The 23,345-nt window shown below is 64.7% G+C and carries 27 protein-coding genes; 16 read left to right on the top strand and 11 right to left on the bottom strand.

Annotated features, from left to right (window positions below; translation table 11 throughout):
• The first annotated feature begins 106 nt into the window (after window positions 1-106).
• From BLP76_RS17605 to BLP76_RS17655, 10 genes are all read left to right on the top strand, one after another.
• On the top strand, window positions 107-904 hold the full coding sequence (locus BLP76_RS17605; protein ID WP_092816379.1) for a DUF4198 domain-containing protein: 798 nt from the start codon (window positions 107-109) through the stop codon (window positions 902-904).
• 15 nt (window positions 905-919) lie between these two features.
• Complete coding sequence (gene cbiM, locus BLP76_RS17610) at window positions 920-1,552, top strand: cobalt transporter CbiM (protein WP_092816381.1); 633 nt, start codon at window positions 920-922, stop codon at window positions 1,550-1,552.
• Window positions 1,549-2,187: a hypothetical protein gene (locus BLP76_RS17615; protein ID WP_092816383.1), complete on the top strand. Its 639-nt coding sequence runs from the start codon at window positions 1,549-1,551 to the stop codon at window positions 2,185-2,187. Before cbiM ends, BLP76_RS17615 begins: the two co-directional genes overlap by 4 nt.
• Before the next feature lie 2 nt (window positions 2,188-2,189).
• Window positions 2,190-2,972: a cobalt ECF transporter T component CbiQ gene (cbiQ, locus tag BLP76_RS17620; protein ID WP_092816385.1), complete on the top strand. Its 783-nt coding sequence runs from the start codon at window positions 2,190-2,192 to the stop codon at window positions 2,970-2,972.
• 11 nt (window positions 2,973-2,983) lie between these two features.
• Entirely contained in the window at window positions 2,984-3,670 is a 687-nt protein-coding gene (locus BLP76_RS17625; RefSeq protein ID WP_092816387.1) for an energy-coupling factor ABC transporter ATP-binding protein, read from the top strand.
• A gap of 166 nt (window positions 3,671-3,836) precedes the next feature.
• The gene (locus BLP76_RS17630) at window positions 3,837-4,100 is read left to right on the top strand and encodes a metal-sensing transcriptional repressor (RefSeq protein WP_092816389.1); all 264 of its coding nucleotides are present in this window, start codon (window positions 3,837-3,839) and stop codon (window positions 4,098-4,100) included.
• 10 nt (window positions 4,101-4,110) lie between these two features.
• Complete coding sequence (locus BLP76_RS17635; RefSeq protein ID WP_139163772.1) at window positions 4,111-5,010, top strand: nickel/cobalt efflux transporter; 900 nt, start codon at window positions 4,111-4,113, stop codon at window positions 5,008-5,010.
• A gap of 162 nt (window positions 5,011-5,172) precedes the next feature.
• Window positions 5,173-6,483, top strand: a complete 1,311-nt coding sequence (locus tag BLP76_RS18965; protein ID WP_200170590.1) for a threonine/serine exporter family protein — start codon at window positions 5,173-5,175, stop codon at window positions 6,481-6,483.
• A gap of 155 nt (window positions 6,484-6,638) precedes the next feature.
• Window positions 6,639-7,874, top strand: coding sequence for an MFS transporter (locus BLP76_RS17650; protein WP_092816391.1), 1,236 nt, complete (start codon window positions 6,639-6,641; stop codon window positions 7,872-7,874).
• Window positions 7,875-7,916: 42 nt separating this feature from the next.
• Window positions 7,917-8,273 carry a TraR/DksA family transcriptional regulator gene (locus tag BLP76_RS17655; RefSeq protein WP_092816393.1) on the top strand — a complete coding sequence of 119 codons (357 nt, stop codon included), beginning with the start codon at window positions 7,917-7,919 and terminating at the stop codon, window positions 8,271-8,273.
• Window positions 8,274-8,330: 57 nt separating this feature from the next.
• Here BLP76_RS17655 and BLP76_RS17660 read toward each other — a convergent pair whose 3' ends face one another.
• Together BLP76_RS17660 and BLP76_RS17665 are read right to left on the bottom strand one after the other, a co-directional pair.
• Entirely contained in the window at window positions 8,331-8,873 is a 543-nt protein-coding gene (locus BLP76_RS17660; protein ID WP_092816395.1) for a cytochrome b/b6 domain-containing protein, read from the bottom strand.
• Between the two features lies 1 nt (window position 8,874).
• Complete coding sequence (locus BLP76_RS17665) at window positions 8,875-9,159, bottom strand: PepSY domain-containing protein (RefSeq protein WP_092816477.1); 285 nt, start codon at window positions 9,157-9,159, stop codon at window positions 8,875-8,877.
• A 158-nt stretch (window positions 9,160-9,317) separates the two neighbouring features.
• On the opposite strand from BLP76_RS17665, the gene BLP76_RS17670 reads away from it, so the two are divergent.
• Window positions 9,318-9,974, top strand: coding sequence for a response regulator (locus tag BLP76_RS17670; protein WP_092816397.1), 657 nt, complete (start codon window positions 9,318-9,320; stop codon window positions 9,972-9,974).
• The gene (locus BLP76_RS17675) at window positions 9,971-11,311 is read left to right on the top strand and encodes a sensor histidine kinase (protein WP_200170589.1); all 1,341 of its coding nucleotides are present in this window, start codon (window positions 9,971-9,973) and stop codon (window positions 11,309-11,311) included. The genes BLP76_RS17670 and BLP76_RS17675 overlap by 4 nt, the downstream gene beginning before the upstream one ends.
• Before the next feature lie 15 nt (window positions 11,312-11,326).
• Here the strand turns inward: BLP76_RS17675 and BLP76_RS17680 are convergent, their stop codons facing one another.
• The gene (locus BLP76_RS17680) at window positions 11,327-12,853 is read right to left on the bottom strand and encodes a UbiD family decarboxylase (RefSeq protein WP_092816401.1); all 1,527 of its coding nucleotides are present in this window, start codon (window positions 12,851-12,853) and stop codon (window positions 11,327-11,329) included.
• Between the two features lie 97 nt (window positions 12,854-12,950).
• Here BLP76_RS17680 and ubiT point away from each other — a divergent pair, with 97 nt between their 5' ends.
• From ubiT to ubiV, 3 genes are read left to right on the top strand one after another with little or no spacing between them, the layout of a single operon-like run.
• Window positions 12,951-13,511, top strand: coding sequence for a ubiquinone anaerobic biosynthesis accessory factor UbiT (gene ubiT, locus BLP76_RS17685; protein ID WP_244514665.1), 561 nt, complete (start codon window positions 12,951-12,953; stop codon window positions 13,509-13,511).
• Window positions 13,508-14,494: a ubiquinone anaerobic biosynthesis protein UbiU gene (gene ubiU, locus BLP76_RS17690; protein ID WP_092816403.1), complete on the top strand. Its 987-nt coding sequence runs from the start codon at window positions 13,508-13,510 to the stop codon at window positions 14,492-14,494. The genes ubiT and ubiU overlap by 4 nt, the downstream gene beginning before the upstream one ends.
• Window positions 14,495-14,528: 34 nt before the next feature.
• On the top strand, window positions 14,529-15,458 hold the full coding sequence (gene ubiV, locus BLP76_RS17695; protein ID WP_092816405.1) for a ubiquinone anaerobic biosynthesis protein UbiV: 930 nt from the start codon (window positions 14,529-14,531) through the stop codon (window positions 15,456-15,458).
• 31 nt (window positions 15,459-15,489) lie between these two features.
• On the opposite strand, the gene BLP76_RS17700 is transcribed toward ubiV, so the two are convergent.
• From BLP76_RS17700 to BLP76_RS17710, 3 genes are all read right to left on the bottom strand, one after another.
• Complete coding sequence (locus BLP76_RS17700) at window positions 15,490-15,864, bottom strand: HigA family addiction module antitoxin (protein WP_170130523.1); 375 nt, start codon at window positions 15,862-15,864, stop codon at window positions 15,490-15,492.
• Between the two features lie 315 nt (window positions 15,865-16,179).
• On the bottom strand, window positions 16,180-16,662 hold the full coding sequence (locus tag BLP76_RS17705) for a hypothetical protein (RefSeq protein ID WP_092816408.1): 483 nt from the start codon (window positions 16,660-16,662) through the stop codon (window positions 16,180-16,182).
• Window positions 16,663-16,742: 80 nt separating this feature from the next.
• On the bottom strand, window positions 16,743-17,627 hold the full coding sequence (locus BLP76_RS17710) for an HTD2 family dehydratase (protein ID WP_092816410.1): 885 nt from the start codon (window positions 17,625-17,627) through the stop codon (window positions 16,743-16,745).
• Window positions 17,628-18,053: 426 nt separating this feature from the next.
• On the opposite strand from BLP76_RS17710, the gene BLP76_RS17715 reads away from it, so the two are divergent.
• Window positions 18,054-18,854 (top strand): GntR family transcriptional regulator, encoded by an 801-nt coding sequence (locus tag BLP76_RS17715; protein ID WP_092816412.1) that lies wholly within the window; start codon window positions 18,054-18,056, stop codon window positions 18,852-18,854.
• 34 nt (window positions 18,855-18,888) lie between these two features.
• Here BLP76_RS17715 and BLP76_RS17720 read toward each other — a convergent pair whose 3' ends face one another.
• The 5 genes from BLP76_RS17720 to BLP76_RS17740 all read right to left on the bottom strand — a co-directional run bounded on the left by BLP76_RS17720 (window position 18,889) and on the right by BLP76_RS17740 (window position 23,318).
• Window positions 18,889-19,719 carry a tetratricopeptide repeat protein gene (locus BLP76_RS17720; RefSeq protein ID WP_092816414.1) on the bottom strand — a complete coding sequence of 277 codons (831 nt, stop codon included), beginning with the start codon at window positions 19,717-19,719 and terminating at the stop codon, window positions 18,889-18,891.
• A 72-nt stretch (window positions 19,720-19,791) separates the two neighbouring features.
• Window positions 19,792-20,076 carry a 30S ribosomal protein S21 gene (gene rpsU / locus BLP76_RS17725; protein ID WP_370642386.1) on the bottom strand — a complete coding sequence of 95 codons (285 nt, stop codon included), beginning with the start codon at window positions 20,074-20,076 and terminating at the stop codon, window positions 19,792-19,794.
• Window positions 20,077-20,174: 98 nt separating this feature from the next.
• Window positions 20,175-21,530 (bottom strand): tetratricopeptide repeat protein, encoded by a 1,356-nt coding sequence (locus tag BLP76_RS17730; RefSeq protein WP_092816418.1) that lies wholly within the window; start codon window positions 21,528-21,530, stop codon window positions 20,175-20,177.
• On the bottom strand, window positions 21,527-22,213 hold the full coding sequence (locus BLP76_RS17735) for a thiamine phosphate synthase (RefSeq protein ID WP_092816420.1): 687 nt from the start codon (window positions 22,211-22,213) through the stop codon (window positions 21,527-21,529). Before BLP76_RS17735 ends, BLP76_RS17730 begins: the two co-directional genes overlap by 4 nt.
• 76 nt (window positions 22,214-22,289) lie before the next feature.
• Complete coding sequence (locus BLP76_RS17740) at window positions 22,290-23,318, bottom strand: class I fructose-bisphosphate aldolase (RefSeq protein ID WP_092816422.1); 1,029 nt, start codon at window positions 23,316-23,318, stop codon at window positions 22,290-22,292.
• Window positions 23,319-23,345 lie beyond the last annotated feature (27 nt).

Genomic DNA, 23,345 nt, shown 5'->3' on the forward strand with positions numbered 1-23,345 from the left:
CGGCGCCAGGAATCCTTTTTGCGCCCAATCCTCGCCAAAACCCCGATCGTCCTTTCCGCATCGCTGTCGCGGTTCGTCCGCAACAGTCATTGGAGAGACGATACGAATGAAACTTCGTAAGTTTGCCTGTGCCGCCCTCACATCGGCGGCCTTCCTTCTTCCCGCAGCAGCCGAAGCGCATTTTCAGCTGATCTACACGCCCGAGGTGAACCTCGCCGAGCCGGGCGACGTGCCGCTGAAGCTCATCTTCTGGCACCCGTTCGAGAACGGCCATGTCATGGATATGGGTGCGCCGGAAGAGTTCTACGCCCTCTTCCGCGGCAAGAAGATCGACCTCAAGGACAGCCTCAAGCCGATCACCTTCGCGGGGCTCGAAAACAGCGCGCAGGCCTTCGATGCCACGCTGCCGGCCAAGCGGGCCGGAGATTACACCCTCGTCGTCGTGCCTCAGCCCTATTACGAGGAGAGCGAGGACGTCTACATCCAGCAGATCGCCACGGCCTATCTGAACCGGGCGCAATTGCCGACCGATTGGGCCGAGCCCAAAGGGCTTGCGACGGAAATCGTGCCGCTCGATCGCCCGACCAACATTCTTGCCGGCTCCACCTTCACGGGCCGGGTTTTGTCGGAAGGCAAGCCGGTCGCGGGGGCCGAGATCGAGGTCGAATACATGGCGGCCGAGCCCTCCATGGCCGACAACAAGCCCTCCGAACCCAAAGCCTCGCCGATGCCGGGCGGCGCCGTCATCGCGACGAGCGATGAGAACGGCTACTTCACCTTCGGCGTCCCCAAGGCCGGGTTCTGGGGCTTTGCCGCGCTCGGTACGGGCCCGAAGACGGAGTTCGAGGGCAAAGAGCTCTCGCAGGACGCCGTCATCTGGGTGCGCGCCTACGACGTCGAGTGACGGCAGGAGGGATCGATGCATATTGTCGACGGTGCTCTCGCCAATGACGTCGTCATCGGGGGAACGGTGCTCGCAGTCGGGGGCATCGCTCTCGGCCTCAAATCGCTGACGGCGGAAAAGATGCCGGCTGCCGGCGTGTTGAGCGCCACATTCTTCGTGGCCTCGCTCATCCATGTCCCGATCGGTCCCTCCAGCGTGCATCTCATCATGAACGGTCTGGCCGGGCTGGTGCTCGGCTGGGCCGCCTTTCCGGCGCTGTTCGTCGGGCTTCTCCTGCAAGCGGTGTTTTTCGGCTTCGGAGGGCTCACGGTGCTCGGGGTCAATACCCTCAACATCGCTCTGCCGGCGGTGATCGTCTATTATCTGTGCCGGCGCGGGGTCGCCTCCAACTCGCTGACAACCGCCGCGATTTCAGGCGCCATCGGCGGGGGGCTCGCGATCGCGCTGACGACGGCCTTCGTCGCGATCGCTCTGGCGCTGTCCGGCGACGAATTCATCCCGGCCGCCAAGCTCGTCTTCTTCGCCCATATCCCGATCATGATCATCGAAGCCCTGGTAACGGGAGCGGCCGTGGTTCTCGCCCGCCGCGTCAAGCCGGAGCTTTTCGCAACCTTCAACCGATCCACCACCGAGGAGGTCGCGTTATGAGAAAGCTCTGCGCAGCCCTCGTTTTTCTGGCTTTTCTGCCCGCACCGCAGGCTCTCGCCCACAAGGTCATCGCCTCCGTCTATGCGTCCGGCGATGTGGTGGAAGGCGAAATCGGGTTTTCCAACGGCGACATGGCGAGCGATGCGACGGTCGAGGTTTTCGACGACGACGGCAACAAGCTCGGCGAGACCGTAACCGACGAGACCGGCGCCTTCACCTACAAACCCGAAAAGGCGGTGCCGCTCGTCTTCAAGGCAAATCTCGGCGCGGGCCATGTCGCACAAGTGCGGATGTCGGCGGAGGAGCTGCCGGAGATCGGCGGAGCCGAGGCGACGTCGCCGGCGCTTGTCGCGGCCGAAGCCGCGGCCGGTGCCGCGGAGCCTGCGTCTTCCGCTGCGGCGGCGCCAGGGGCTTCCGCCGGAAGCTCCGGCGTCGATCTCGCCGCGCTTCTTGAAGCGCAGCACAAGATGATCACCGAGGCGGTGCAGAAGCAGGTGATCCCGCTCAGGCGCGATATCGACGCCTATAAGGAGAAGCACGACATGCAGAGCATTCTCGGCGGGATCGGCTATATCTTCGGCATCTTCGGCGTCGCCTTCTATATCGCCGCCCGGCGCAAAATGACGGCGGCCTGACGATGAGCCACGTTCTCTCCGCCGGACGGCGCGCGCTCACCGATACGGGCGAGGCCCGGGGCACGCTGATCGATGGCATCGACGTGCGCACCCGCATCGTGGTTGCTGTCGCCTTCGCCATCGTGATGGTGAGCCTGCAGGATCTCGCCGTGCTGACGACGGGGCTTTTGGCCGCGTTCTTTCTGATGCTGTCGGCGCGGCTGCCTGTTGCGCGGACGCTCAAACGCATGGCGATGATGGACAGCTTCATCATCTTCCTCATCGCCATGCTGCCCTTCACCGTGCCGGGCGATGCGATGTTCACCGTCTTCGGGTTTCCTGCCAGTTGGCAGGGGCTGCGGCAGGCGGCAGAGATCGCGCTGACGGCGAATGCCGTCATCCTGGCCTTGATGGCGCTCGTCGGCTCCACCGAGCCGGTGACGCTCGGCCATGCGCTCAGGCGTTTGATGGTGCCGGAAAAGCTCATCTACCTGCTGATGTTCACCGTGCGCTATGTCGACGTGCTGCAGCAGGAATATCAGCGCCTGCGCATGGCGATGAAGGCGCGCGGATTTCGCCCCTCGAACAACCGGCACACCTATCGCTCCGTCGGCTATCTCGTCGGGATGATGCTGGTGCGGGCGATCGAGCGGTCGGAGCGCATTCTCGGCGCCATGAAATGCCGGGGATTCACGGGCCGGATGCCGCTGTTCGACACGCTCGCCTTCACCTACCGCGATGCCGTTTTCGCGACGGGCGTGACGGTCTTCCTCGCCTGTCTCATCGGCGCGCAGGCGATCCGCTGAGGCCATGACGCATGTCTGAACTCATCGCTCTTTCAGATATCCATTTCGCCTATCCTTCGGGGCCGCCGGTCCTCAAGGGCGTCGATATGTGTCTGATGCCGGGCGAGAGGCTGTGCATCGGCGGGCATAACGGTGCGGGCAAGTCGACGCTTCTGCACATCATCGTCGGCCTGTTGCGGCCATCGCGCGGCCGCATCACCGCCTTTGGAGCTCCGCGGCGCGAGGAGAAGGATTTCCACGAGGTGCGCTGTCGCGCGGGCTTCGTCTTCCAGGATCCCGACGATCAGCTCTTCTGCCCGACGGTCGCGGAAGATATCGCCTTCGGGCCGCTCAATCTCGGCAAGAGCCGCGATGAGGCGATGGCGATCGTCGATGAGGTTTTGGAGCGGCTCGACCTCGTCAGTTTCCGCGACCGCATCACCCACAAGCTCTCCGGTGGCGAGAAGCGCCTCGTCACGCTCGCCGCCGTTCTGGCGATGGAGCCGGAGGTTCTGCTTCTCGACGAGCCGACCAACGCGCTCGACGTCGACAACAAGGCGCGGCTGAAAGAGATTCTCCTGTCGCTGCCGCAGGCGATGATCCTCGTCTCGCACGACCACCGTTTCCGCGGCGATGTCTCGACCCGCACCGTCGTCATGTCGCATGGCCGGCTGGTGGAGCGGGACATGCATTGCACGGCAACGGACGAGACCGGCTAGGCTTCAGGACCGGCTGGCTCGACCGTTCGGTTGCCGGCGTCCAAAACTCCTCACGCTTTCAGCCTCTTAAGCGGAAATTCCATTCCATTTGCCGGCTCACGAGCGCGGCAAACGGCGCTGAGATTTTCGATTGTCCTATCCCCTCCCGGAGGATAGGATCATTTGCATGAAGCACGGTTCTCACGGCGACGTCGTCAAGCGGCTGAAACGGGCCGAGGGGCATCTCAGGCATACGATCGAGATGATCGAGGAGGGCCGTCCCTGTCCGGACGTCGCCCAGCAGCTCCACGCCGTCTCCAAGGCGATCGAGCAGGCGAAGCGCCTCTATATCCACGACCACATCGACCACTGCCTCGACGGCAGCATCGAAGACGGGGCGGACCGCGCGAGCCTGGTCGAAGAGTTCAAGGAAATCTCGAAGTACCTGTGAGGGGATCGCCATGGATATGAGCGGGATGATCGCCGCGGGCGGCAGCAATCCGGTCCTTCTCGCGGCCATGGCGCTCGTTCTCGGCGCGCTGCACGGGTTGGAGCCCGGGCATTCGAAGACGATGATCGCCGCTTATATCGTCGCGATCCGCGGCACGGTGGGGCAGGCGGCCCTTCTCGGCATCGCGGCGGCGCTGTCGCATTCGCTCATCGTCTGGGTTCTGGCGATCCTCGGCATGCGCTTCGGGTCCGAGTTGATCGGCGAGAAGACAGAACCCTTCTTCGTGATGATTTCGGGCGCGATCATCCTGGCGATCGCGATGTGGATGTTATGGCAGACGCAACGATCGGCCAGGACGGCCAGAACACATCCGCATGGGGCGCATGATCACGGGCATGACCACGTGCGTGGGCACGATCACGGGCATGAACATGGGCACGATCACGGGCATGGGCACGAGCACCCGCATCCGTACGATCACGCGCACGCTCATGATCACCCGCATGAGCACGATCATGCGGGGCTCGATGCGCATGCCGCCGCGCATGCGCGCGATCTCGAAACGCGGATCGGGGCGGGCAAGACCTCGACCTGGCAGACGATCCTGTTCGGGCTTTCCGGCGGGCTCATTCCGTGCGCCGCGGCGATCACCGTGCTGCTTCTCTGCCTCCAGATCGGAAAATTCTGGCTCGGCATCACGCTGGTGGCGGCTTTCAGCACCGGTCTCGCCTTGATGCTCGTCGCCGTCGGGGCCGTCGCCGCGCTCGGCATCGGCTTCATCTCCGCACGCTCGTCGCGCTTCGACGCGGTGATGGCGAAGGCGCCCTACCTTTCGGCGATGCTGGTGGCCGCGATCGGCGTCTTCATGATCGTCTCCGGCTGGAGCCATGCCGACATGCACCTCCTCTGAGGGCATCTCCGGTTCAGGCAAGCCTCGCTTGCGACGATTTCTCTGAGAAAATTTTCCGTCTTCGTCATCCGCGATCTCAATCGCGCACGATCTTGTGCTACGCGGCAGGCGTGGGAGGGCGCCTTCGGATCAATCCGCCGCGTGGCGGACACAGGAGACGAAATGACGGACAGAAACGATCCGGTCGTGATGCGCCACAGAAATTTGGAAAAGATCGCCATGACGGCGTTGGCTGTCGGGCGGACGCTCGTCGAAACCGGGGCGAAGACCGATGTCGTGCGCCAGGGCATGACGATGGTCGCCGAAGGGCTCGGCGCGGATCAGATCCACGCCCGCATCGGCTTTGCCTCGCTGTCGCTGACGGTGACGAGCGGCGACAACACCATCACCCGCATGCGCACGGTCGGGGCCCATGGCGTCAATCTGCGCCTGAACCACGGCGTGCGCCGGCTGTGCACGCGGGTGAAGCATCATGACATGACGGTCGCCTCGACCATCGAGGCGCTGACGCATCTCATCACCAAGACGCCGCGCCATCCCTGGTATCTGGTGGCGCTCGCCGTCGGGCTCGCCTGCGCCTCCTTCGGACGGCTTTTGGGCATCGACTGGTCGGCGTTCATGCCGGTTCTCGTCGGCGGAGCGCTCGGCCAGGCCGTGCGGCATTTCCTGCTCAAGGCGCACACGAATCCCTTCGTAGTTGCCGCGATCGTCGCCTGCGTCGCCGCCGCCACCGCCGGGTTCGGCTCGGAGCTTTTGGAAAGCCCGATGTTGCAGACGGCGATGTTCTCCTCCGTGCTTCTCCTCGTGCCGGGCGTGCCCGTGCTCAATGCGCAGACGGACATCATGGAGGGCTATCCGACGATGGGCAGTGCACGCGCCATGACGGTGTTGATGATCCTCGTCTTCATCACCGTCGGTGTGTGGGCCGCGCAAATGGCGCTGGGCGTCGGCGGGCCGAAGGCGGCGCCGATCATGCACGGCGTGCTTCATCAGGCCTTCTTCGGGGCGGTGGCGGCCTTCGGCTTCGGCATTCTCTTCAATTTCGGCTGGCGCACGCTGTTCTGGGCGGCGCTTGCCGGTGGGCTGGCGCTCAGCGTGCGCACAGTCGGGCTGGAGCTCGGCTGGAGCCTCGCCGCCGCCTCCTTCATGGCGGCCGGGGCCGTCGGCATCGCGGTTCGGCTTCTCAATCTGCTGCCGGAGCGGTTCGAGCCGGCCGGGAACGTTCTGGCGGTCGCCGGCTGCATCCCGATGGTGCCGGGAAGTGCCGCATCGCAGGGGATCATGGGACTGATGGAATTGACGGCGCAGGCGCCGGTCGATGCCCATGCGACGCTGCTCTTCACGGTGGAATACACCTTGCGCGCCGTCTTCACGATGGGCGCGATCGGAGCCGGTCTCACCATCGTGACCTCGGTGCTGCGGCGGCCCGATTTTCCGGCCTGGAGCGAGAAAGTCGGCCTCGGCGCACGGTGAGGGGAATAAGAGCGGGCGGTGCCGGGGGTTGGCTGCGGCGGAAATTGGTTTAGGTCGGTGAGTGACGGCGGCCGGAAGCGGTCGCCGCCCGCTCAGCCTCATACCTTTCTCGCGCTCTTTCCGGTGCCCCAGGGCGCCTTCTCTTTCCGGTGCTCATGCTTTCCAGACATATTCAATTGTTTCGCGCCGAGCCGCGCATTCTCGCTTTCGGGGCCTCCTCGGCCTTTCTGTCGAGCCCGGGGCAGACCTTCTTCATCGCGCTCTTCGTGGCGCCGATCGCGGCGAGCCTCAGCTATTCGAGCGCCGAGATGGGCGGGATTTATCTCGCCGCGACGCTGACGTCTGCGAGCCTTTTGCCGGCGGTCGGGCATTGGATCGACCGGGTCGATCTCCGGCTTTACGTGACGATCGTGCTCGCCGGTCTCGCCGCCGCCTGCCTCTCCGCATCGATGGTCGAAAACGGCCTCATGCTCTTTGCCTCTTTCCTGTTTTTGCGGATGTGCGGGCAGGGGCTGATGACGCATATCCAGGCGACATCGGTGGCGCGCTATTTCGTCAATCGCCGCGGATTGGCGCTGTCGATCACGGCGATGGGCCTGCCGCTCGCGATCGCCGTCACACCCAATCTCGCCGCCTTTCTGATCAGCGAAATCGGCTGGCGTGCCGCCTATGCGAGCGTCGGTGTCTTCCTCATCGCCGTTGCCCTGCCATGGCTTTTGTGGCTGACGCGCCATCAATCACGGTTCACGACGCCGCTCGCCCGTGCGGCGGGGGCGTCCGCACCAAGGGTTCTCGACGGGCTCAAGATCGTCGCCACGACGCGCTATTTCTGGCTGGCGCTGCCGATCCTCATCTACATGCCGTTCACGGCGACGGCGCTTACCTTCCACATCGTGCCGATCGGCGAGGCGCAGGGATGGCCGGGCGGATTGATCGCGACCGGCTTCACCCTCATGGCGGTGGGCGATCTTTGCGGGCTCATCGTCTCCGGTTTCATCGTCGACCGGCTGACGGCGCGGCGCATGGTGCCGTTGATGAATTTGCCGCTGTTCGTCGGGATCGCCGTGATGGGATCGTCGTCGAGCACGCTTGCGCTCATCACCTTCTTCATCTGTCTCGGCTTGTCGTCAGGCCTCGTGCAGACGACCTTCGGCTCCGTCTGGGCGGAGGTCTATGGCATCGCCCGGCTCGGAACGGTGCGGAGTTTTGCGGCCATGCTGATGGTGGCAGGAACGGCTGCGGGGCCCGCCGTGCTCGGCCTGGCGCTCGACAGCGGCCTGTCGATTGCGACGATCGCGACGGGGTTCGTCGCGCTTGGCCTTGCCGCGGCCTTGCTGGCGGCTTTCGGCGTGTCGCAGAAAGTGGCGCTGCCGGCCGAGGACATCGTCTGAGGCGGGGTCGCAACACACGATCCAGGAACCCTGGGGGGAAGCATGGACGATCTCAATCCCATACAGATCGCCGAATTGCGTCGGCGCATCGAAGATGAACTCGCCGAGCTTAAGGCGCTGTCGGAGGCCGGTTCGGAGGGAAGCCGGCCTGTCGAACTCGACCAGCAGAGCGTCGGGCGGATTTCGCGCATGGATGCGATGCAGGTGCAGGCGATGGCGCTTGCCTCCCAGAAACGCAGGACGGCCCGCATCGACGGGCTGAAGAGCGCGCTCGGACGGTTGTCTGAGGGAGAATACGGCTATTGCGCGAGCTGCGAGGAGCCGATCGCTTTCGGCCGTCTGAAGGCCGATCCGATGGCGCGGCTCTGTCTTGCCTGCGCGCGGCTCGGAGAAACGTGAAAACGGCGAAAAACATGAAAACGGCGCCCCGGCAAGGCCGGGGCGCCGCAACGCTCGTCAAGCGATGTCGGCGGGGCGGGGGGCACGTTTGCTGCCGCCGATCATAGCTTTGACGAGGTTCTCCTTGTGGCGGTAGCTCCCGAGGAGCACGCCGACGACATGCGCGAGCACCATGACCAGCATGATGTTGGCGACGGCTTCATGGGTCTCTTCCACCCAGTCCACGCCCCAATAGGCATCGAGCGTCATCATCCAGCCGGTGACGGCGGTCGCGGCCATGGCGAGGATGAGAGCGAGGACCATCCAGGCGCCGAGCGGGTTGTGGCCGATGTAGCGGGGCTCATCGCCACGCACTGCCGCCTTGAGGTAGCGGGTGATATTGCCGGGCGAGCGGACGAACTGGCCGAAGCGGGCATATTTGGGGCCGACGAGACCCCAAAGGACGCGGAAGGCGACGAGGGCGCCGGCCGCATATCCCGCCCATTCATGCACCGACATCACGTCGTCGCCGGTGAGCCAGGCGATCGTGAAGCTCGCCACCAGGCTCCAGTGAAAGAGCCTGACGAGGGGGTCCCAGACCTTGATCGTCGGTGCGTCCATCTCAGTCGCGGTCCCCACGGCCCTGGCGCACCATCTTGAGGGTCTTCGGGTCGAAATAGGCTTCGACGCGCTTGCCCTGATCGTCGATCGCATAGGCTTCGTAGCAGCCGTCTTCGGTCTTGATCTGGCGGACTTCCCAACCCTTGGTCTCAAGCTGCTGCTGCAGCGCTTCGCGCGGCTGCCTCTCGGCCATCGGGGCGTTGCAGCGCGCGTCGTCGCTTGCAAAAGCGGTGCCGGCGGTCATCGCACCGAGCGTCAGAACGGTTGCGGTGATAAGCTTCTTCATCTTGCTCTCCAGTCGGATCGGCCTGTTCGCATCGGCCATGGGAGCAAGATGGGGGCGGTGCCTGAAGCCAGCCTGAAGCACGATTTTCTGGGCTTCAGGCTGGCTTCAGGTTCCCCCCGTATCGGGGGAAGTTTCGCGCATAAAGTTCGGGGGCGGCGATGCGGGTTCTGCTCGTGGAAGACGATCGGCTTCTCGGCGATGCCGTGCATGAACATATTGCCGATGAGGGACATGCGATTGACTGGGTCGAGGCGATTGCGGATGCGGAAGCGGCGATCCATTCGACGCCTTACGATCTCGTGCTTCTCGATTTGATGCTGCCGGACGGGCCGGGGCTCGGATTGCTGCGTCGGCTGCGCAGCGGCGGAGACGTGACGCCCGTCATCATCTTGACGGCGCGCGACCAGATCTCCGACCGGATCGCCGGGCTCAATTCCGGCGCCGACGATTATCTCGTCAAACCCTTCAATCTGTCGGAGCTGTCGGCGCGGCTTGCGGCCGTGTCGCGGCGCTATGCCGGCAATCCCAATCCGCTCGTCACGCTCGGCGACATCGAATTCGATCTCGCCGGCCGCTCCGTCTATCGCGGCGGGCGCCCGGTGGAGGTGACGGCGCGCGAATGGGCGCTGCTTGAAGGCCTTCTCCAGCATCCCGGGACGCTTCTGTCGAAGACGCAGCTCGAAGAGCGGCTTTATCCCTTCGGGGCGGAGGTGGAGAGCACCACGATCGAGGTGCATATCAGCCGCCTGCGCAAAAAGCTCGGCCATGACGTGATCGAGACCGTGCGCGGCATGGGCTACCGGCTGAAACGATGATGTGGCGGATCTGGACGGGTGCGCCGAGCCTGCAGCGCCGCCTGAGCCTCGGTCTGGCGATCGGGGTCACGGCGATGTGGCTGGCGGCAGCTATCGCGGCCGGTCTCGTGATCCGCGAAGAGCTGGACGAGGCCTATGACAGCGCGCTGCAGGAGACCGCGCAGCGGCTGTTGCCTCTCGCCGTCCTCGATATCGTGGAAAGAAGCGACGGTGCGGGCGGACGCCGGGTCACGCCGATCGGCGAGCACAAGGAGTTTCTGACCTATCTCGTGCGCGATCCGAAGGGCCGTATCCTGATGCGCTCGCACGATGCCGTCCCGTCCGATTTCCCCGACACGCCGGCGCACGGTTTCCGCACCACGAAGACGCATCGCATCTATGGCGAGAAGGCGGTGAGCGGCACGATCATCATGGAGGTCGCCGAAACGCTCGAGCATCGCCGCGAGGCGGCGATCGAGGCCGCCGGGACGCTGTTCCTGCCGCTCATCGGGCTCGTCCCGGCAAGTCTTTTTGGGGTGTGGTGGTTCGTGCGGGTCAGCATTCGGCCGATCCGGTCGTTTCGCGGTGCCATCGAAGCGCGCGGGGAAGGTGACCTGTCGCCGATCGCGGCCGCGGGCTTGCCGGCGGAGATCGAGCCGATCGCCGATGCCGTCAACCGGCTGATGGAGCGGCTGCGGCGGGCGCTCGAAGCGGAACGGAGTTTCACGGCGAACAGCGCCCATGAATTGCGCACGCCGATCGCCGCGGCTCTCGCCCACACACAGCGGCTCATCGCCGTCAGCAAGGACGAGGCGGTGCGCGAGCGCGGCCACCAGATCGAGGAGGGGCTGACACGGCTCGCATCCCTGTCGGAGAAGCTGATGCAGCTGGCGCGCGCCGAAGGCGCCGGGCTGATCGCCGAGGCGGAGCAGGATCTGACGACGGTTCTGGAACACCTCATCGAGGAATTCCGCCGTGCCGAGCCGGAGAACGCCGATCTCAGGCTCGTCGCGAACGGGCGGCTCGTCTCGCATATGGATGCCGACGCGTTTGCGATCTTGATGCGCAATCTCATCGAGAACGCGCTGAAGCATGGCGATCAGGAGGGGGCGATCGACATCGACGTTCGAAGCGACAATGTCGTGCGGGTCGTCAATGGCGGGCCCATCGTCGGGCCCGACGAGCTGAAACGTCTGCGCGGGCGCTTCGAGCGCGGGGCGACGCGCGCCAAGGGCGCCGGGTTAGGCCTCGCCATCGCGCAGGCGATCGCGGCGGGTTCGGGCGCTGTGCTTACGCTTTCCTCGCCGGCCACGGGGCGCGCGGACGGGTTCGAGGCGGAGCTTCGGTTGCCGGAGTAGAGAGCCGCTCGGCTCTCAGCTGGTCTTTCTCAAAGAGCGGATCTGGTCGAGGCCGGTGAGGCCGAGTTTCGGCCACATCTCATCGACGCGCGCCTTCACCTCCGGTGACATGTCGAGAACCGTGCCCCATTCGCGGTGCGTTTCAGCGCCGATCTTATTGGTCGCATCGATGCCGAGCTTGCCGCCGAGACCGAATTCCGGCGAGGCGAAATCGAGATAGTCGATGGGGGTCGATTCCAGCTGCACGAGGTCGCGAGAGGGATCCATGCGCGTCGACAGAGCCCACAGGACGTCGGCGCCGTTGTGCACGTCGATGTCGTCGTCGACGACGACGATGCCCTTGGTGTAGCTGAACTGCGGCAGCATCCCCCACATGCCCATCATGACGCGCCTGGCCTGGCCCGGATAGCGCTTCTTGATGGAGACGATGGCGAGCCGGTAGGAGCAGGCGTCCGGCGGCAGCCAGACGTCGGAGATTTCCGGCATCTGCTGAATGATGAGCGGCTTGGCGAGATAGTTGAGCGCCTCGCCCATGACCGAGGGCTCGTCCGGGGGGCGGCCGGTGAAGGTCGAAAGATACAAGGGATCTCGGCGATGGGTGATCGCCGTCACCCGCATCACCGGGAAGGGCTCGACGGCGTTGTAATAGCCGGTGTGGTCGCCGTAAGGCCCTTCGGGCGCCGTCTCCTCCGCCGACACATAGCCCTCGATGACGATCTCCGCCTCCGCGGGAACCGGGAGCGGGACCGTGAGCCCCTGCACGACCTTCGGCCTTTCGCCCCGGATGAGACCGGCGAAATCGAGCTCCGACAGAGTTTCGGGGATGGGCATCACCGCCGAGAGGAGAGTGGCGGGATCGGCGCCGATGACGATCGCCACCGGCATGTCCTTGCCCTGTTTCGCCCAGGCGCGGTGATGGGCGGCGCCGCCGCGATGGGCGAGCCAGCGAGTGATGAGATGGGTGTCGTCGAGCACCTGCAGCCGGTAGACACCGACATTGAGCGGCCCGTTGTCGGGCGGGCGGGTGATGACGAGAGGCCAGGAGATAAGCGGGGCCGGCTCGCCGGGCCAGCAGGTCTGGATCGGCAGGCGGGAAAGTTTTGCGTCCGCCCCGCGCAGCACTTCCGCCTGGCAGGGGGCGTTGCGCACATTGTCGGGGCGCGTGTTGAGCGCCGCCTTCAGCATCGGCAGATGCGCGATCGCATCGCGCAGGCCGCTCGGCGGCTGCGGCGAGCGCAGTGACGCCATCATCTCACCGAGCTCCCCGAGGCGTTCCTTCTTGACGCCGAAGCCGGCGGCGACGCGTTCGACCGTGCCGAACAGATTGACGACGACCGGCATCGGGGCCGGCTCGCCGGACGCAACGCGCGCATTGTCGAGCTGCAGTGTCGGTCCGCCCGCCTGCAAGACGCGGCGGTGGATCTCCGTGACTTCGTGCACCATGGAAACCGGCGCCGAAATGTGCCGGAAGTCTCCCGCACCTTCGAGATGCCTCAGGAAGTCTCGCAGATTGCGGAAATGTGGCAGGTCTCGAAAGGTCACCGGCGCCTCCTCTGTGGCTCGATGCGGCAGGGGCAGGGCGGCTGCTTTGAGCTAGATCAAGGACGTTCCCGTTTGTTTGTCGCTGGATTGGACGGTGATGCAAACTTCCCCCAATATCGTCGCAGTGCCGGCGCCCGTGCGCCTGCTCATGCGTCCTTTGCCGCTTCTGCCGTTGCGGCTCATGCTGGAAAGACTGGTTTCCGGGCTGATTCGTCGTCGCCCGGGGCTGTTTCTGCGGCTCGATCATCATGCCGAAAAGGTGTTCCTGATCGACCCGACGGATCTGCCTTTCGTCTTTCGTCTGAAGCCCGATCCGGAGCATCCGAGCGTGGAGCCGCTGCGGCGTGAACGGGCAGGCGCCTGGGACGGCCGAATCGCCGGCCCGCTCGGCGCGCTGATGGGCATGATCCACGGCACCTTCGACGGCGATGCGCTGTTCTTCTCGCGCGACATCATCATCGAGGGCGACACGGAGGCGGTGCTGGCGCTGCGCAATGCGCTCGACGACGCCGAGATCGATTTGATGGAGGAGGCGGCGATCGCCTTCGGGCCGTTCCGCCCCGCGATCGAGCCGTTCTTGCGCAACGTGACACCCGTTGCCGCCCGCATCACCGGACTTCCCCTTTCCCGCAGCGATGAGAACGAGGTCTTTACGTGAAACCGCTCGAACTCGTCTGCCCGGCCGGTACTCCGGCCGCGCTTCGCGCCGCCGTCGAGGCGGGCGCCGATACCGTCTATTGCGGCTTCCGCGACGAAACCAATGCGCGCAACTTCCCCGGCCTGAATTTCTCGCGGGCCGAGATGGAAGAATCGATCGATTATGCGCATCGGCGCGGCTCCAAGGTTCTCGTCGCCATCAACACCTTTCCCCGCGCCGGCGCGCCCGAACTCTGGCGGGCGGCCGTTGACGATGCGGCCCGGTTCGGCGCCGACGCGGTGATCCTTGCCGATGTCGGGTTGCTCGATTACGCCGCCAACCACCAGCCGGGGCTGCGCCGGCATCTTTCGGTGCAGGCGGCCGCCGCCAATCCCGACGCGATCAATTTCTATGCCGAGACTTTTGGTGTACGGCGCGTGGTGCTGCCGCGCGTTTTGACCGTGCAGGAGATCGCCGCGATCAACCGCGAGATCGAATGCGAGACGGAGGTGTTCGTCTTCGGCGGGCTGTGCGTGATGGCGGAGGGGCGCTGCGCGCTGTCCGCCTATGCGACCGGGCGCTCGCCGAACATGAACGGCGCCTGTTCGCCCGCAAGCCACGTGCATTACAAGGAAGAGGGCAGCGAGCTCGTCTGCGGGCTCGGCGATTTCACCATCAACCGGGTGAAGAAGGACGCGCCGGCGCCTTATCCGACATTGTGCAAAGGCTGCTTCCAGGCCGGCGATTATCAGGGGCATGTGTTCGAGGATCCGGCAAGCCTCGATGCGGCGACGCTGATCACCGAATTCGCCTCCGCCGGCGTGACGGCGCTCAAGATCGAGGGCCGGCAGCGCAGCCGCTCCTATACGAAGACCGTGGTGCACACCTTCCGCAAGGCGGTGGAGGCGCAGGCCAAGGGCCTGCCGATCATGGCGAACGAACTCCAGCGGCTGACGGAGGGACAGACGACGACCTCCGGCGCTTACAGCAAGACCTGGCGCTGAGCGCCGGTCTCACAAAACGATAAGAGGTGTAACCGTGGCCGGACAAGCATTGCTCAAGCTCGGACCCGTCCTGTTCAACTGGCCGGTGGAGAAATGGGCGGATTTTTACGCCCGCATCGCCGACGAGGCGCCGGTCGACCGCGTCTGTCTCGGCGAAGTCGTCTGCTCCAAACGGCTGCCGTTCTACAACGACGTCATCAGCGAAGCGGTGGAGCGGCTGGAGGCGGCCGGCAAGGAAGTCGTCCTGTCGTCGCTCGCGCTCATCACGCTGCCGCGCGAACGCAAGGCCGGCGCCGGGCTCGCCAAGGACGAGGAGCATGTGATCGAGGTCAACGACCTCACCATGCTGCGCTATCTGGAGCCGGGGCGGAAGATCGCCGTCGGTCCGCTGGTGAACGTCTACAATGAAGGCACGCTGTCCTGGCTCGCCGGCCGCGGGGCCAAGCATGTGTGCCTGCCGCCGGAACTGCCGATCGCCTCGGTGGAGAGCCTGGCGAAGGCGGGTTCTGCCCTCGATCTCGATACGGAAGTGTGGGCTTTCGGGCGCGTGCCGCTCGCCATTTCCGGGCGCTGCTATCACGCGCGCATCCACAAAGTCTCGAAGGATTCCTGCCAGTTCGTCTGTGGTCTCGATGCCGACGGGCTGCCGGTGAAGACGCTCGACGGCGGGGATTTCCTTGCCATCAACGGCGTGCAGACGCTGTCGTTCGCCTATGGCAGCGCGCTTGGCGAGCTCGACATCCTGATGCAGGCCGGCGTCAATTCCTTCCGCCTGTCGCCGCATGATTGCGACATGGTGGCGGTGGCGGAGCTCTACCGCCAGCGCCTCGACCGCAAGATCTCGGGAGACGAGGCGCAGGCGAAGCTCGCCGAGCTGTTGCCGGAGGCGGAATTCGCCAATGGATTCCTGTTCGGCGATTACGGCGCGGAAATGGTGAAAAAGGCCGAGCGTCAGGTCGCCTGACGCATCAAAGAGCTTTTCGGCCGGCTGCCTTTTATGCGCAGGCGGCCGATTTCGCGCGGCGTCTCTCGCGCTCGTGCCAGAGATCGTAGATCATCTGGGCGCGCAGCCAGAACTCCGGCTCATTGTTTGCCGCTTCCGCAAGCCCGAGCGCCGTGCGTGCCGTGATCGGTGCGTCGCCGCGCAGAATCCGGTGCAGCATCTCGCGGGAAATGCCGGCGATGCGCGCGACGTCGACGACCTTGAGATTGCGCCGCTCCATCACCCAAATGCGGTAAAGCTCGCCCGGATGCATCGGCGTGACGTCGTCTGCCGAACGGTAATCGGCAAGAATGTCCTCGACGTCCTGCGCCGAGATCTCGTTCAGATCGGCTTCTCGGGCAGGGCTGATGTCGGTCTCGGCATTCATTTGAGGTCTCCGCATACGAACTCGGCATTCTCGATGTAGGGATCGTTCCATCTGAAACGCAGAGAAGCGTTGTTTCCCACTCTCACGTAATAACCGTCCGCCTGGTCTTTGATCGGTTGGGCATCCAAGGTCGCAAGCGAGCCCCTTTGCAGGAGGATGTTGATTGCGACTTCAAGCTCGATGTCGACGCAGCCGTGGCAACGACTGCATGCCGCTCGCCAAGTGCCAAAGTCCGGAACTTGTCTCAACTTCACGATATCAACGTCCTGGCTGGTGTGTCAACTAATGGTTGACAGAGTGGTTCCGTCCGACATCTCAATGGTGGTCTCGCCGAACCGCTCTGATGGTTCGCATCTCTGCGAGCAGCCTCTCGATCTCAGCACGTTTCGGCCTGATTCCGTGGCGCAGATCGGCGCGTAACGCGAGATTGAGGACGAGTGCGGCGAGTATCGGCAGGAAGCCCGAGACACAGATCCCAAACGCAAGAAGATTGGGAATCTCAAACCGGGCAAAGAACGCCGCAACAATCAGAAGCGCCACATATAGGCCGACCGTGACGACGCATGCCGCAGCGACGGTTTCGTCCTTGTCCCGAAAGCGACCGACCCGGTCTTGCAGAAGGCCGGTCGCATCATTGATCCGGGCGCCGATGTCCAGTGACCGCGGAGAAATGCTCTCCCATATGAGGGAAAGTTCCCGCAGCGCATCTTCTTCGTGGCGGACTGCAGGCGTGCGGATCTCGTGCAGACCCAGATAAATCGTGTTCATCGCAGCGGCCAATTGGATGACCGACTGCATATCGCTCCATTGCAACGCCGCCCCCGCAGTTGAATATTTGACTTTACTGCGAGAGGGCGCGTTTCGGCAAATGCTGTTGCCTACCAGGTGGCGGAGGCCTGCATGGTGGGGGTGCCGTCTGCGGCGACCCAGAGGGAGAGACCGTCGTCCTTTTCCGTGGCGTTGAGCGTGGCCGGAACGCCGTCGAAGAACGGTGTGACACCGCGGAAATCGAAGGTTTTCGGAAGCTCGCCTTTGAGCTCGGCGGCGTAATGCAGGAGCCATGTCGCCTGCATGGGGCCATGGACGACGAGGCCCGGATAGCCTTCCTCTTCTATGCAGTAGCGGCGATCGTAATGGATGCGGTGGCCGTTGAAGGTGAGCGCCGAATAGCGGAAGAGGCGCACCGCATCGGCGGTGACCGGTTTTTGCTGCTCCGCCTGCAGGGCCTCACGCGAGGGTTCTGCCGCAGCCTGCTCGGGGCGGGGTGATGCGGCCTGGTTCTTCGAGGCGGCCTCGCGATAAACGAGATCCTGGCGCTCGCGGATGGCGAGGCCGCGGCTTGTCGAGATCTCGTGGTCGACGGTCACGAAGCAGAGCTCGCCGGTGCGGCCTTCCTTGCGTACGACGTCGCGCACCAGAGAGCGGCGCTCGACCTCGTCGCCGACGCGGATCGGACCTTCCAATTCGAGGCGACCACCAGCCCACATGCGGCGCGGCAATGGCACGGGCGGTAGAAAGCCCCCGCGACTTGGATGTCCGTCCGGACCAAGTCCGGACATCGGCACGGTGGCCGGCGCGAGGCACCAGTGAATTGCGGCGGGGGCCTCATCGCCTGTTTTCGGCGTGCCGGGCTCGACATCCATCGTGGCGCGGAAGGCGGCGACGAGATGCGGGGTGACGACGTCGCGCACCGTCTCGCTGCGGCCGATCCATTCGCGAAGATGCTCAAGATCGAGCGTTCCTGCGGCAGTCGATGGGGGCATGAGAGGACCTTTCAGGCGTTTCCTTTTTATGATGACGCTGTCTAGCCGAAAGGGGACGCGAGCTGAACGGCCTTGGCGATTTATTCTGCGTTCGCCCTTCACCTTAAGATTCAATCCGCCAATGGTCGCAGGCGGTAATCACTCAGGAATATTGATCCAGTCATTCAGCCGCAGTAAAAGGCTTATTGCGGCGGGACATAGAAATACAAAAACGCTCCAGGGGGATATGACCTTCCTTCCAAAGAGCCGGCACGCGTCAGCGGCTCCCGCATTCTATGGAGCAGGGCGAGTGCGGGCCCGCTTCACCGCGACATTTCATCGATCGGGATCCTGCGCGATCTTTCGTGCCGTAACTGTCTCAAAAGAGGCAAACGAATCAGTTGCGCGACCGTGGCGACATCTCCGTCGTGATGCGGGGGGGGCGTCATGCTGACGAAGATCGTCTCCGACGTGGAGTCTTCGACGCCGTTGCGTGCGCGCCTGACGGAGCGGCTGCGCGAGGCCATTGCCTCGGGCGAGCTGCCGCCGGGAACGCCGCTGCGCGAGCGCCATCTTTGCCAGGCTCTCGGGATCAGCCGGACGTCGCTGCGCGAGGCGCTGCGCGCGCTCGAGAGCGAGGGGCTTGCCGTCTCTGTGCCGCACAAGGGCGCGATCGTGGCGCCCTGCGGACGGAAGGAAGCCGAAGACATTTACGCGACCCGGGCGGTTCTCGAAGGATTGCTCGCGGCGCAATTCGCCGAGAAAGCGAGCAAAACCGCCCGCGTCGAGCTCCGCCACATCGCCGACGAGCTTGCCGAGATCGAGCCGCCGCTCGACGGGCCGCGGTTCTTCGAAATCGCCGGCCGTTTCGGTGCGACCATCATGGAGGGGGCGGGCAATCGGCTTGCTGCCAGCGCGCTGAGTTCGATCTATCTGCGGCAGCGGCAATTGCGGGCCGCCGGCGTTGGCGGCGAACGCTATATGGAAGAATGTCTGAGGGGGATGGCGGAAATTTCGTCGGCGATCGGCCGGCGCGACGCAATGGCCGCCGAGGCCGCCTGTCACCGCCATTGCGCCAATCTTCTGAGGATCGCCCTTTCCTGCCTTGCGGAGAAGAGCGGCAGCCGCTCCGCCTCGTCCGACGCGCGGAAGCTCTCCGCCGGGCCACGCAATGATGCGGCAGAAGCTGACGATGCAGACAGAGAAAGCCTGCCTGCCGGTCATTCCGATGTGGATGAAATCGCCTGAGCTGTGATCACGCTGGCGGCGGAAAATCCGCCGCTCAGGTCGAGCTGGTGCGGTGCATGCCCTCTTTGGCCGGCTGATAGCGCGGATTGAGGGTCGAGGCGCGGGCGAAGGAGTTGAACGCCTTCTTGCGGTCGCCGAGGGCCTCCAGCGCCAGTCCCTGATTCGTCCAGGCGATGTAGGAATTGCGATCGCGCTTCACGGCTTCATCGAAATCGTCGAGCGCCGTCTTGAAATCGCCGATGGCCATGTAGCTCTGGCCGCGGCCATTGAAGGGCTCGGAGGCGAGCGGGGAAAGCCCGATCGCCTTGGTGAAGGATTCGATCGCGGCCGTATGGTTGCCCGACGCCTGGTAGGCGAGGCCCTGATTGTGGAAGGCCTGCGGATCCGTCGGATCGAGGCGCACGGCCGTGCTGTAATCCGACAAGGCCTCGTTGAGGCGGCCCTGCTGGCGATAGATCGTCCCGCGCCCGACATAGGCCGTGGCGTAGTTCGGGTCGGCCTGGATCGCCCGGCTGTAATCGTTGAACGCCTCTTGGGTATCCCCGCGCAGGCGGTGGATGAGACCCCGATTGGCATAGGCCGGCGCAAAATTCGGGTCGAGCTGCAAAGCGGTGTTGAAGTCATCCAACGCCCGCTTGTATTCGCCCGCCTTGCCGTACGCTGCGCCGCGCACATTGTAAGCCGCCGGATCGCGCGGATTGCGCTCGATGACCGAAGTCAAAGATCCGATGTTGGCTTCCGACCCCGTATCGGGATCGACCGACATGTTCGACAGCCCGTTATTGCCGAGCGACTGACAGCCGGCCACGGCCAGTGCAAGAGCACCGGCGGCCAGCCAAGAACGCAAAGAGGATGCTTTCGCCATAGAAGCGGTGTTCCTCAAGTCGCGAGCCCAATGGGATAAGGGCAAATAGGGGCGGATGTGTCGAATAGAAGCTTAGCGGCCGCGCCGCTTGCCCGGAATAAGGCCTTCGCGCTGTGCCCGCTTGCGAGCCAGCTTGCGCGCCCGGCGGATCGCCTCGGCCTTCTCGCGCGCCTTTTTCTCTGACGGCTTTTCGTAGAAATTACGCAGCTTCATTTCACGGAAGATGCCTTCACGCTGCATCTTCTTCTTCAGCGCTTTCAGCGCCTGATCGACATTGTTGTCTCTGACGACGACTTGCACGTTGATCCCGTTCCTTTCGTCTCTTTCACTTGCCACAGAAACCCGCGGCGGAAGTATCGGGCAGGTGACAGACCGCGTCCGCCGCCGCATACGCCCAAAGAATAACAGTTGGAGTGCCCGCTGCCGCCGTACGACCGGGCGGAGGCGATATAGCTCTATTCGCCTGGCTTGTCCACAGCAGCTCCCGTTTCCTCGGAAGGCTGCGTCACTTTCTGCGGAGACCCCGAAGGCAACCGGTCAGGCTGCTTGGCTTCGGGGCCGTCACTCCCGCTTGGAGAACCGGTCGCCGCGGCGTCAGGTTCCATTTTTCTTTGTGCCGCCGGCCTTTGCGATGGGCCTTGGCGGTGAGCCGCGTCGGTTCCGGTGGTGGCGGAGGCGGGCTGCGGGGTCGGCACGCCCGGCCATGCGGCCACCCGGGCATCGGCTTCCTTGCGGATGCCGGAGGGGAGGCCCATCAGCCAGCCTTCCATGAACGGCTCCTTGAGGCCGTGTGAACGGGCGATGAGATACCAGCGCGCGGCTTCGACCTCGTCCTTTTCCACGCCGAGCCCGTCCTTGAGGAGCTTGGCGTAACGCAATTCGCCCACCGGATTGTCGGCAAGAGCGGCCTGGCGAAACCATTGCGCCGCCGTCTTCTCGTCTTTCCGCAAGCCCTCGCCGTTGAAAAGCATGATGGCGTATTCGATCTGCGAGGGAATATGGCCGTTGCGGGCCGCGGTCGCATACCAGCGGGCGGCTTCGGCCGGGTTGCCGACGACGCCCACACCCTCGCGGTAGAGGCCGGCCAATGCGTATTGCGCATCGCTGTCGCCGGCGCGTGCGGCATTGCGCAAATGCGCCGCCGCGAGCATCGGGTTCTTCTCGACGCCCTTGCCCTGCAAGAGGAGATAGGCGAGTTCGCGCTCGGCGACCGGCTGTCCGAGATCTGCCGCGCGCTGGAAATACTCGGCCGCCTTGGCATCGTCCTGGTCGACACCGCGGCCGTCGAGATAAAGCCGGCCGAGCGCGTAGAGCGCTTCACGGTCGCCGGCCTTTGCCGCAAGTTCGTACCAGCCCGCGGCTTCCTTGTAGTCCGTCTTGACGCCGAGACCGCGCGACAGGAGCTCGCCGAGAAGCGTCTGGGCCGCCGTTCTGCCGGCTTCCGCCTGCTGCAGGGCGATCGCGAAGGCGGTCAGAAAATGACCGCGCTGGAACGCGCCATAGGCCCGGTCGACATTGCTGTCGGGAACGAGGCCGGCATCCTTCAAAGACTGGTCGATGCGGTTTTCGAGCTGCCGGCTGTCGATCTCTTCGGAGGGGATCTGCGCGCCGAGGCCATCGACCGTCGCGGTTCCGGGCGCTTTCGGGGGAATGGGCGATGGCAGCGTTGCTTTGGGGTGTCCTGGTGCCTGCCCGCCCATCGCATCGGGCGGTGTCAGAGGCGTCCCGCTTTGGGCGAACGCAGACGATGCAAGGCCGGTCGAAAGGAGCGTTGCGGCAACGACAAAAGCAGGGGCGGAGAGAGGCTTCATGCGGCGACCGGTCGCTGCATGACGATGTCGGAGACGCGCCGCATGGCCTCCGCCGGACCTTCCGGCGCTTCCCAAACGGCGCGGCGAAGGGCGACGAATTCCGCCCCCGTCGCCACGGCCTCCGGCAGGGTCTCAAGGCTCGCGCCGGCCATGATCACGGCCGGGACCTCCATCATGCTCGCCCACCATTCGGCAAGGGCGAGCGCCTTCGGATGCGGCTCGTCGTGGCTGTCGCCGTCGGGTTCGCCGAAGAAGAGATAATCGACGTCGAGTTCGCCGGCGAGCATGGCGATGTCGCGCGTCTTGAGCTTGCCCGCCCCGACGATGCGCTGCGGGCGAAAGTTTTCCGCGGCCATGACGAGGTTCTGGTGGCCGTTGGCGATATGCACGCCGTCGGCCCCCACATGCCCTGCCGCGCGGGTGAAATTCTCAAGGAGCGCTGCGGCGCCTGCCGCCTGGATCACCGGGACGAGGCGGCGGGCGCGGGCTTCCGTCTCGCTCTCGCTCGGCGAGGCGGTGATGAGGACGGCCGCCACGGGTGCGACGGAAAGGGCGGTTTCGAGCGCCTCGACGTCCTTGGTTTCGTCCCCGTAAGACGGCGCGATCAAAAAGATCTGCGGAGGGAGCGCTTCGTCTTCCGTGGGCCGGGGGCTCATCTGATCGGCATCGGTTTTCTGGTTCATCGTCCTGGCACATAAACGAAAGGAGGCGTCTCCGCCTCCTCAACGTCGCAAATTCGGCGATTGTTTGAGAGAGGCCTCAGGCGGCCTTCTTCTCCTCGGTTTCGCTCCACCGGCCCGTCGCCGCAAGCGAATTCATGCGCGCCCGGTGGTTGAAGGCCCGCTGACCGGCGGCTTCGTTCTCCATCTTGCCGCCCCAGGCGTTGAGCGCCGCCGTCTGCAGGGCGCGGCCATAGGAGTAGGTGAGCTTCCAGGGAAGCTGCCCCATGGCGTTCATGGCGGAGAGATGCGCCGTCGCCTGTTCGTCCGACTGGCCGCCGGAGAGGAAGGCGATACCCGGAACGGCCGGCGGCACGCAGGATTTGAGGCAACGCAGCGTCTTCTCCGCGACCTCTTCGACACTCGCCTTCTGACCCGAATGGTCGCCCGGGACGATCATGTTCGGTTTCAAGATCATGCCTTCCAGCATGACATTGGCGTCGTAGAGCTCGGTGAAGACCGTCTTCAAGGTCCACTCCGTGACCTCGTAGCAGCGGTCGATGTCGTGTTTGGCGCGCTCGCCATCCATCAGCACTTCCGGCTCGACGATCGGGAGGATGCCGTTTTCCTGGCAGAGTGCGGCATAGCGGGCGAGCGCATGGGCGTTCGCCTTGACGCAGTTCCAGGACGGCAGCGGGCCGTCGATGGTGATGACGGCGCGCCATTTGGCGAAACGCGCGCCGAGTTCGTAATATTCCTTGAGGCGGCCGCGCAGACCCGTGAGGCCTTCCGTGACCTTCTCGCCCGGCGAGAGCGCCATGTCCTTGGCGCCCTGATCGACCTTGATGCCGGGCACCGCGCCCGCATCCTGAATGATCTTGGAAAACGGCGTGCCGTCGCGCGCCGCCTGACGGAGGGTTTCGTCGAAGAGAATGACGCCGGAAATGTAGTCCTTCATCGCGTCGGCGCGGAACAGCATTTCGCGGTAGTCGCGACGCGATTCCTCCGTCGAGGTGAGGCTGATCGTATCGAAGCGCTTCTTGATGGTGCCGGTGCTTTCGTCGGCCGCAAGGATGCCCTTGCCTTCCGCCACCATCTTGTTGGCGATGTCTTCGAGGCGTTCCGTCATTCAATCCTCCGTTCCAAGTGCCCGCAG

This window comes from Afifella marina DSM 2698, from assembly GCF_900102695.1.
GTDB lineage: Bacteria > Pseudomonadota > Alphaproteobacteria > Rhizobiales > Afifellaceae > Afifella > Afifella marina.

Bases quoted from the DNA above. Each gene is read 5' to 3' on its own strand.
- BLP76_RS17605 (WP_092816379.1), top strand. From the start codon at position 107: ATGAAACTTCGTAAGTTTGCCTGTGCCGCCCTCACATCGGCGGCCTTC.
- cbiM (WP_092816381.1), top strand. From the start codon at position 920: ATGCATATTGTCGACGGTGCTCTCGCCAATGACGTCGTCATCGGGGGA.
- BLP76_RS17615 (WP_092816383.1), top strand. From the start codon at position 1,549: ATGAGAAAGCTCTGCGCAGCCCTCGTTTTTCTGGCTTTTCTGCCCGCA.
- cbiQ (WP_092816385.1), top strand. From the start codon at position 2,190: ATGAGCCACGTTCTCTCCGCCGGACGGCGCGCGCTCACCGATACGGGC.
- BLP76_RS17625 (WP_092816387.1), top strand. From the start codon at position 2,984: ATGTCTGAACTCATCGCTCTTTCAGATATCCATTTCGCCTATCCTTCG.
- BLP76_RS17630 (WP_092816389.1), top strand. From the start codon at position 3,837: ATGAAGCACGGTTCTCACGGCGACGTCGTCAAGCGGCTGAAACGGGCC.
- BLP76_RS17635 (WP_139163772.1), top strand. From the start codon at position 4,111: ATGGATATGAGCGGGATGATCGCCGCGGGCGGCAGCAATCCGGTCCTT.
- BLP76_RS18965 (WP_200170590.1), top strand. From the start codon at position 5,173: ATGACGGACAGAAACGATCCGGTCGTGATGCGCCACAGAAATTTGGAA.
- BLP76_RS17650 (WP_092816391.1), top strand. From the start codon at position 6,639: ATGCTTTCCAGACATATTCAATTGTTTCGCGCCGAGCCGCGCATTCTC.
- BLP76_RS17655 (WP_092816393.1), top strand. From the start codon at position 7,917: ATGGACGATCTCAATCCCATACAGATCGCCGAATTGCGTCGGCGCATC.
- BLP76_RS17660 (WP_092816395.1), bottom strand. From the start codon at position 8,873: ATGGACGCACCGACGATCAAGGTCTGGGACCCCCTCGTCAGGCTCTTT.
- BLP76_RS17665 (WP_092816477.1), bottom strand. From the start codon at position 9,159: ATGAAGAAGCTTATCACCGCAACCGTTCTGACGCTCGGTGCGATGACC.
- BLP76_RS17670 (WP_092816397.1), top strand. From the start codon at position 9,318: ATGCGGGTTCTGCTCGTGGAAGACGATCGGCTTCTCGGCGATGCCGTG.
- BLP76_RS17675 (WP_200170589.1), top strand. From the start codon at position 9,971: ATGATGTGGCGGATCTGGACGGGTGCGCCGAGCCTGCAGCGCCGCCTG.
- ubiT (WP_244514665.1), top strand. From the start codon at position 12,951: ATGCAAACTTCCCCCAATATCGTCGCAGTGCCGGCGCCCGTGCGCCTG.
- BLP76_RS17700 (WP_170130523.1), bottom strand. From the start codon at position 15,864: ATGAATGCCGAGACCGACATCAGCCCTGCCCGAGAAGCCGATCTGAAC.
- BLP76_RS17705 (WP_092816408.1), bottom strand. From the start codon at position 16,662: ATGCAGTCGGTCATCCAATTGGCCGCTGCGATGAACACGATTTATCTG.
- BLP76_RS17710 (WP_092816410.1), bottom strand. From the start codon at position 17,627: ATGCCCCCATCGACTGCCGCAGGAACGCTCGATCTTGAGCATCTTCGC.
- BLP76_RS17715 (WP_092816412.1), top strand. From the start codon at position 18,054: ATGCTGACGAAGATCGTCTCCGACGTGGAGTCTTCGACGCCGTTGCGT.
- BLP76_RS17720 (WP_092816414.1), bottom strand. From the start codon at position 19,719: ATGGCGAAAGCATCCTCTTTGCGTTCTTGGCTGGCCGCCGGTGCTCTT.
- BLP76_RS17730 (WP_092816418.1), bottom strand. From the start codon at position 21,530: ATGAAGCCTCTCTCCGCCCCTGCTTTTGTCGTTGCCGCAACGCTCCTT.
- BLP76_RS17735 (WP_092816420.1), bottom strand. From the start codon at position 22,213: ATGAACCAGAAAACCGATGCCGATCAGATGAGCCCCCGGCCCACGGAA.
- BLP76_RS17740 (WP_092816422.1), bottom strand. From the start codon at position 23,318: ATGACGGAACGCCTCGAAGACATCGCCAACAAGATGGTGGCGGAAGGC.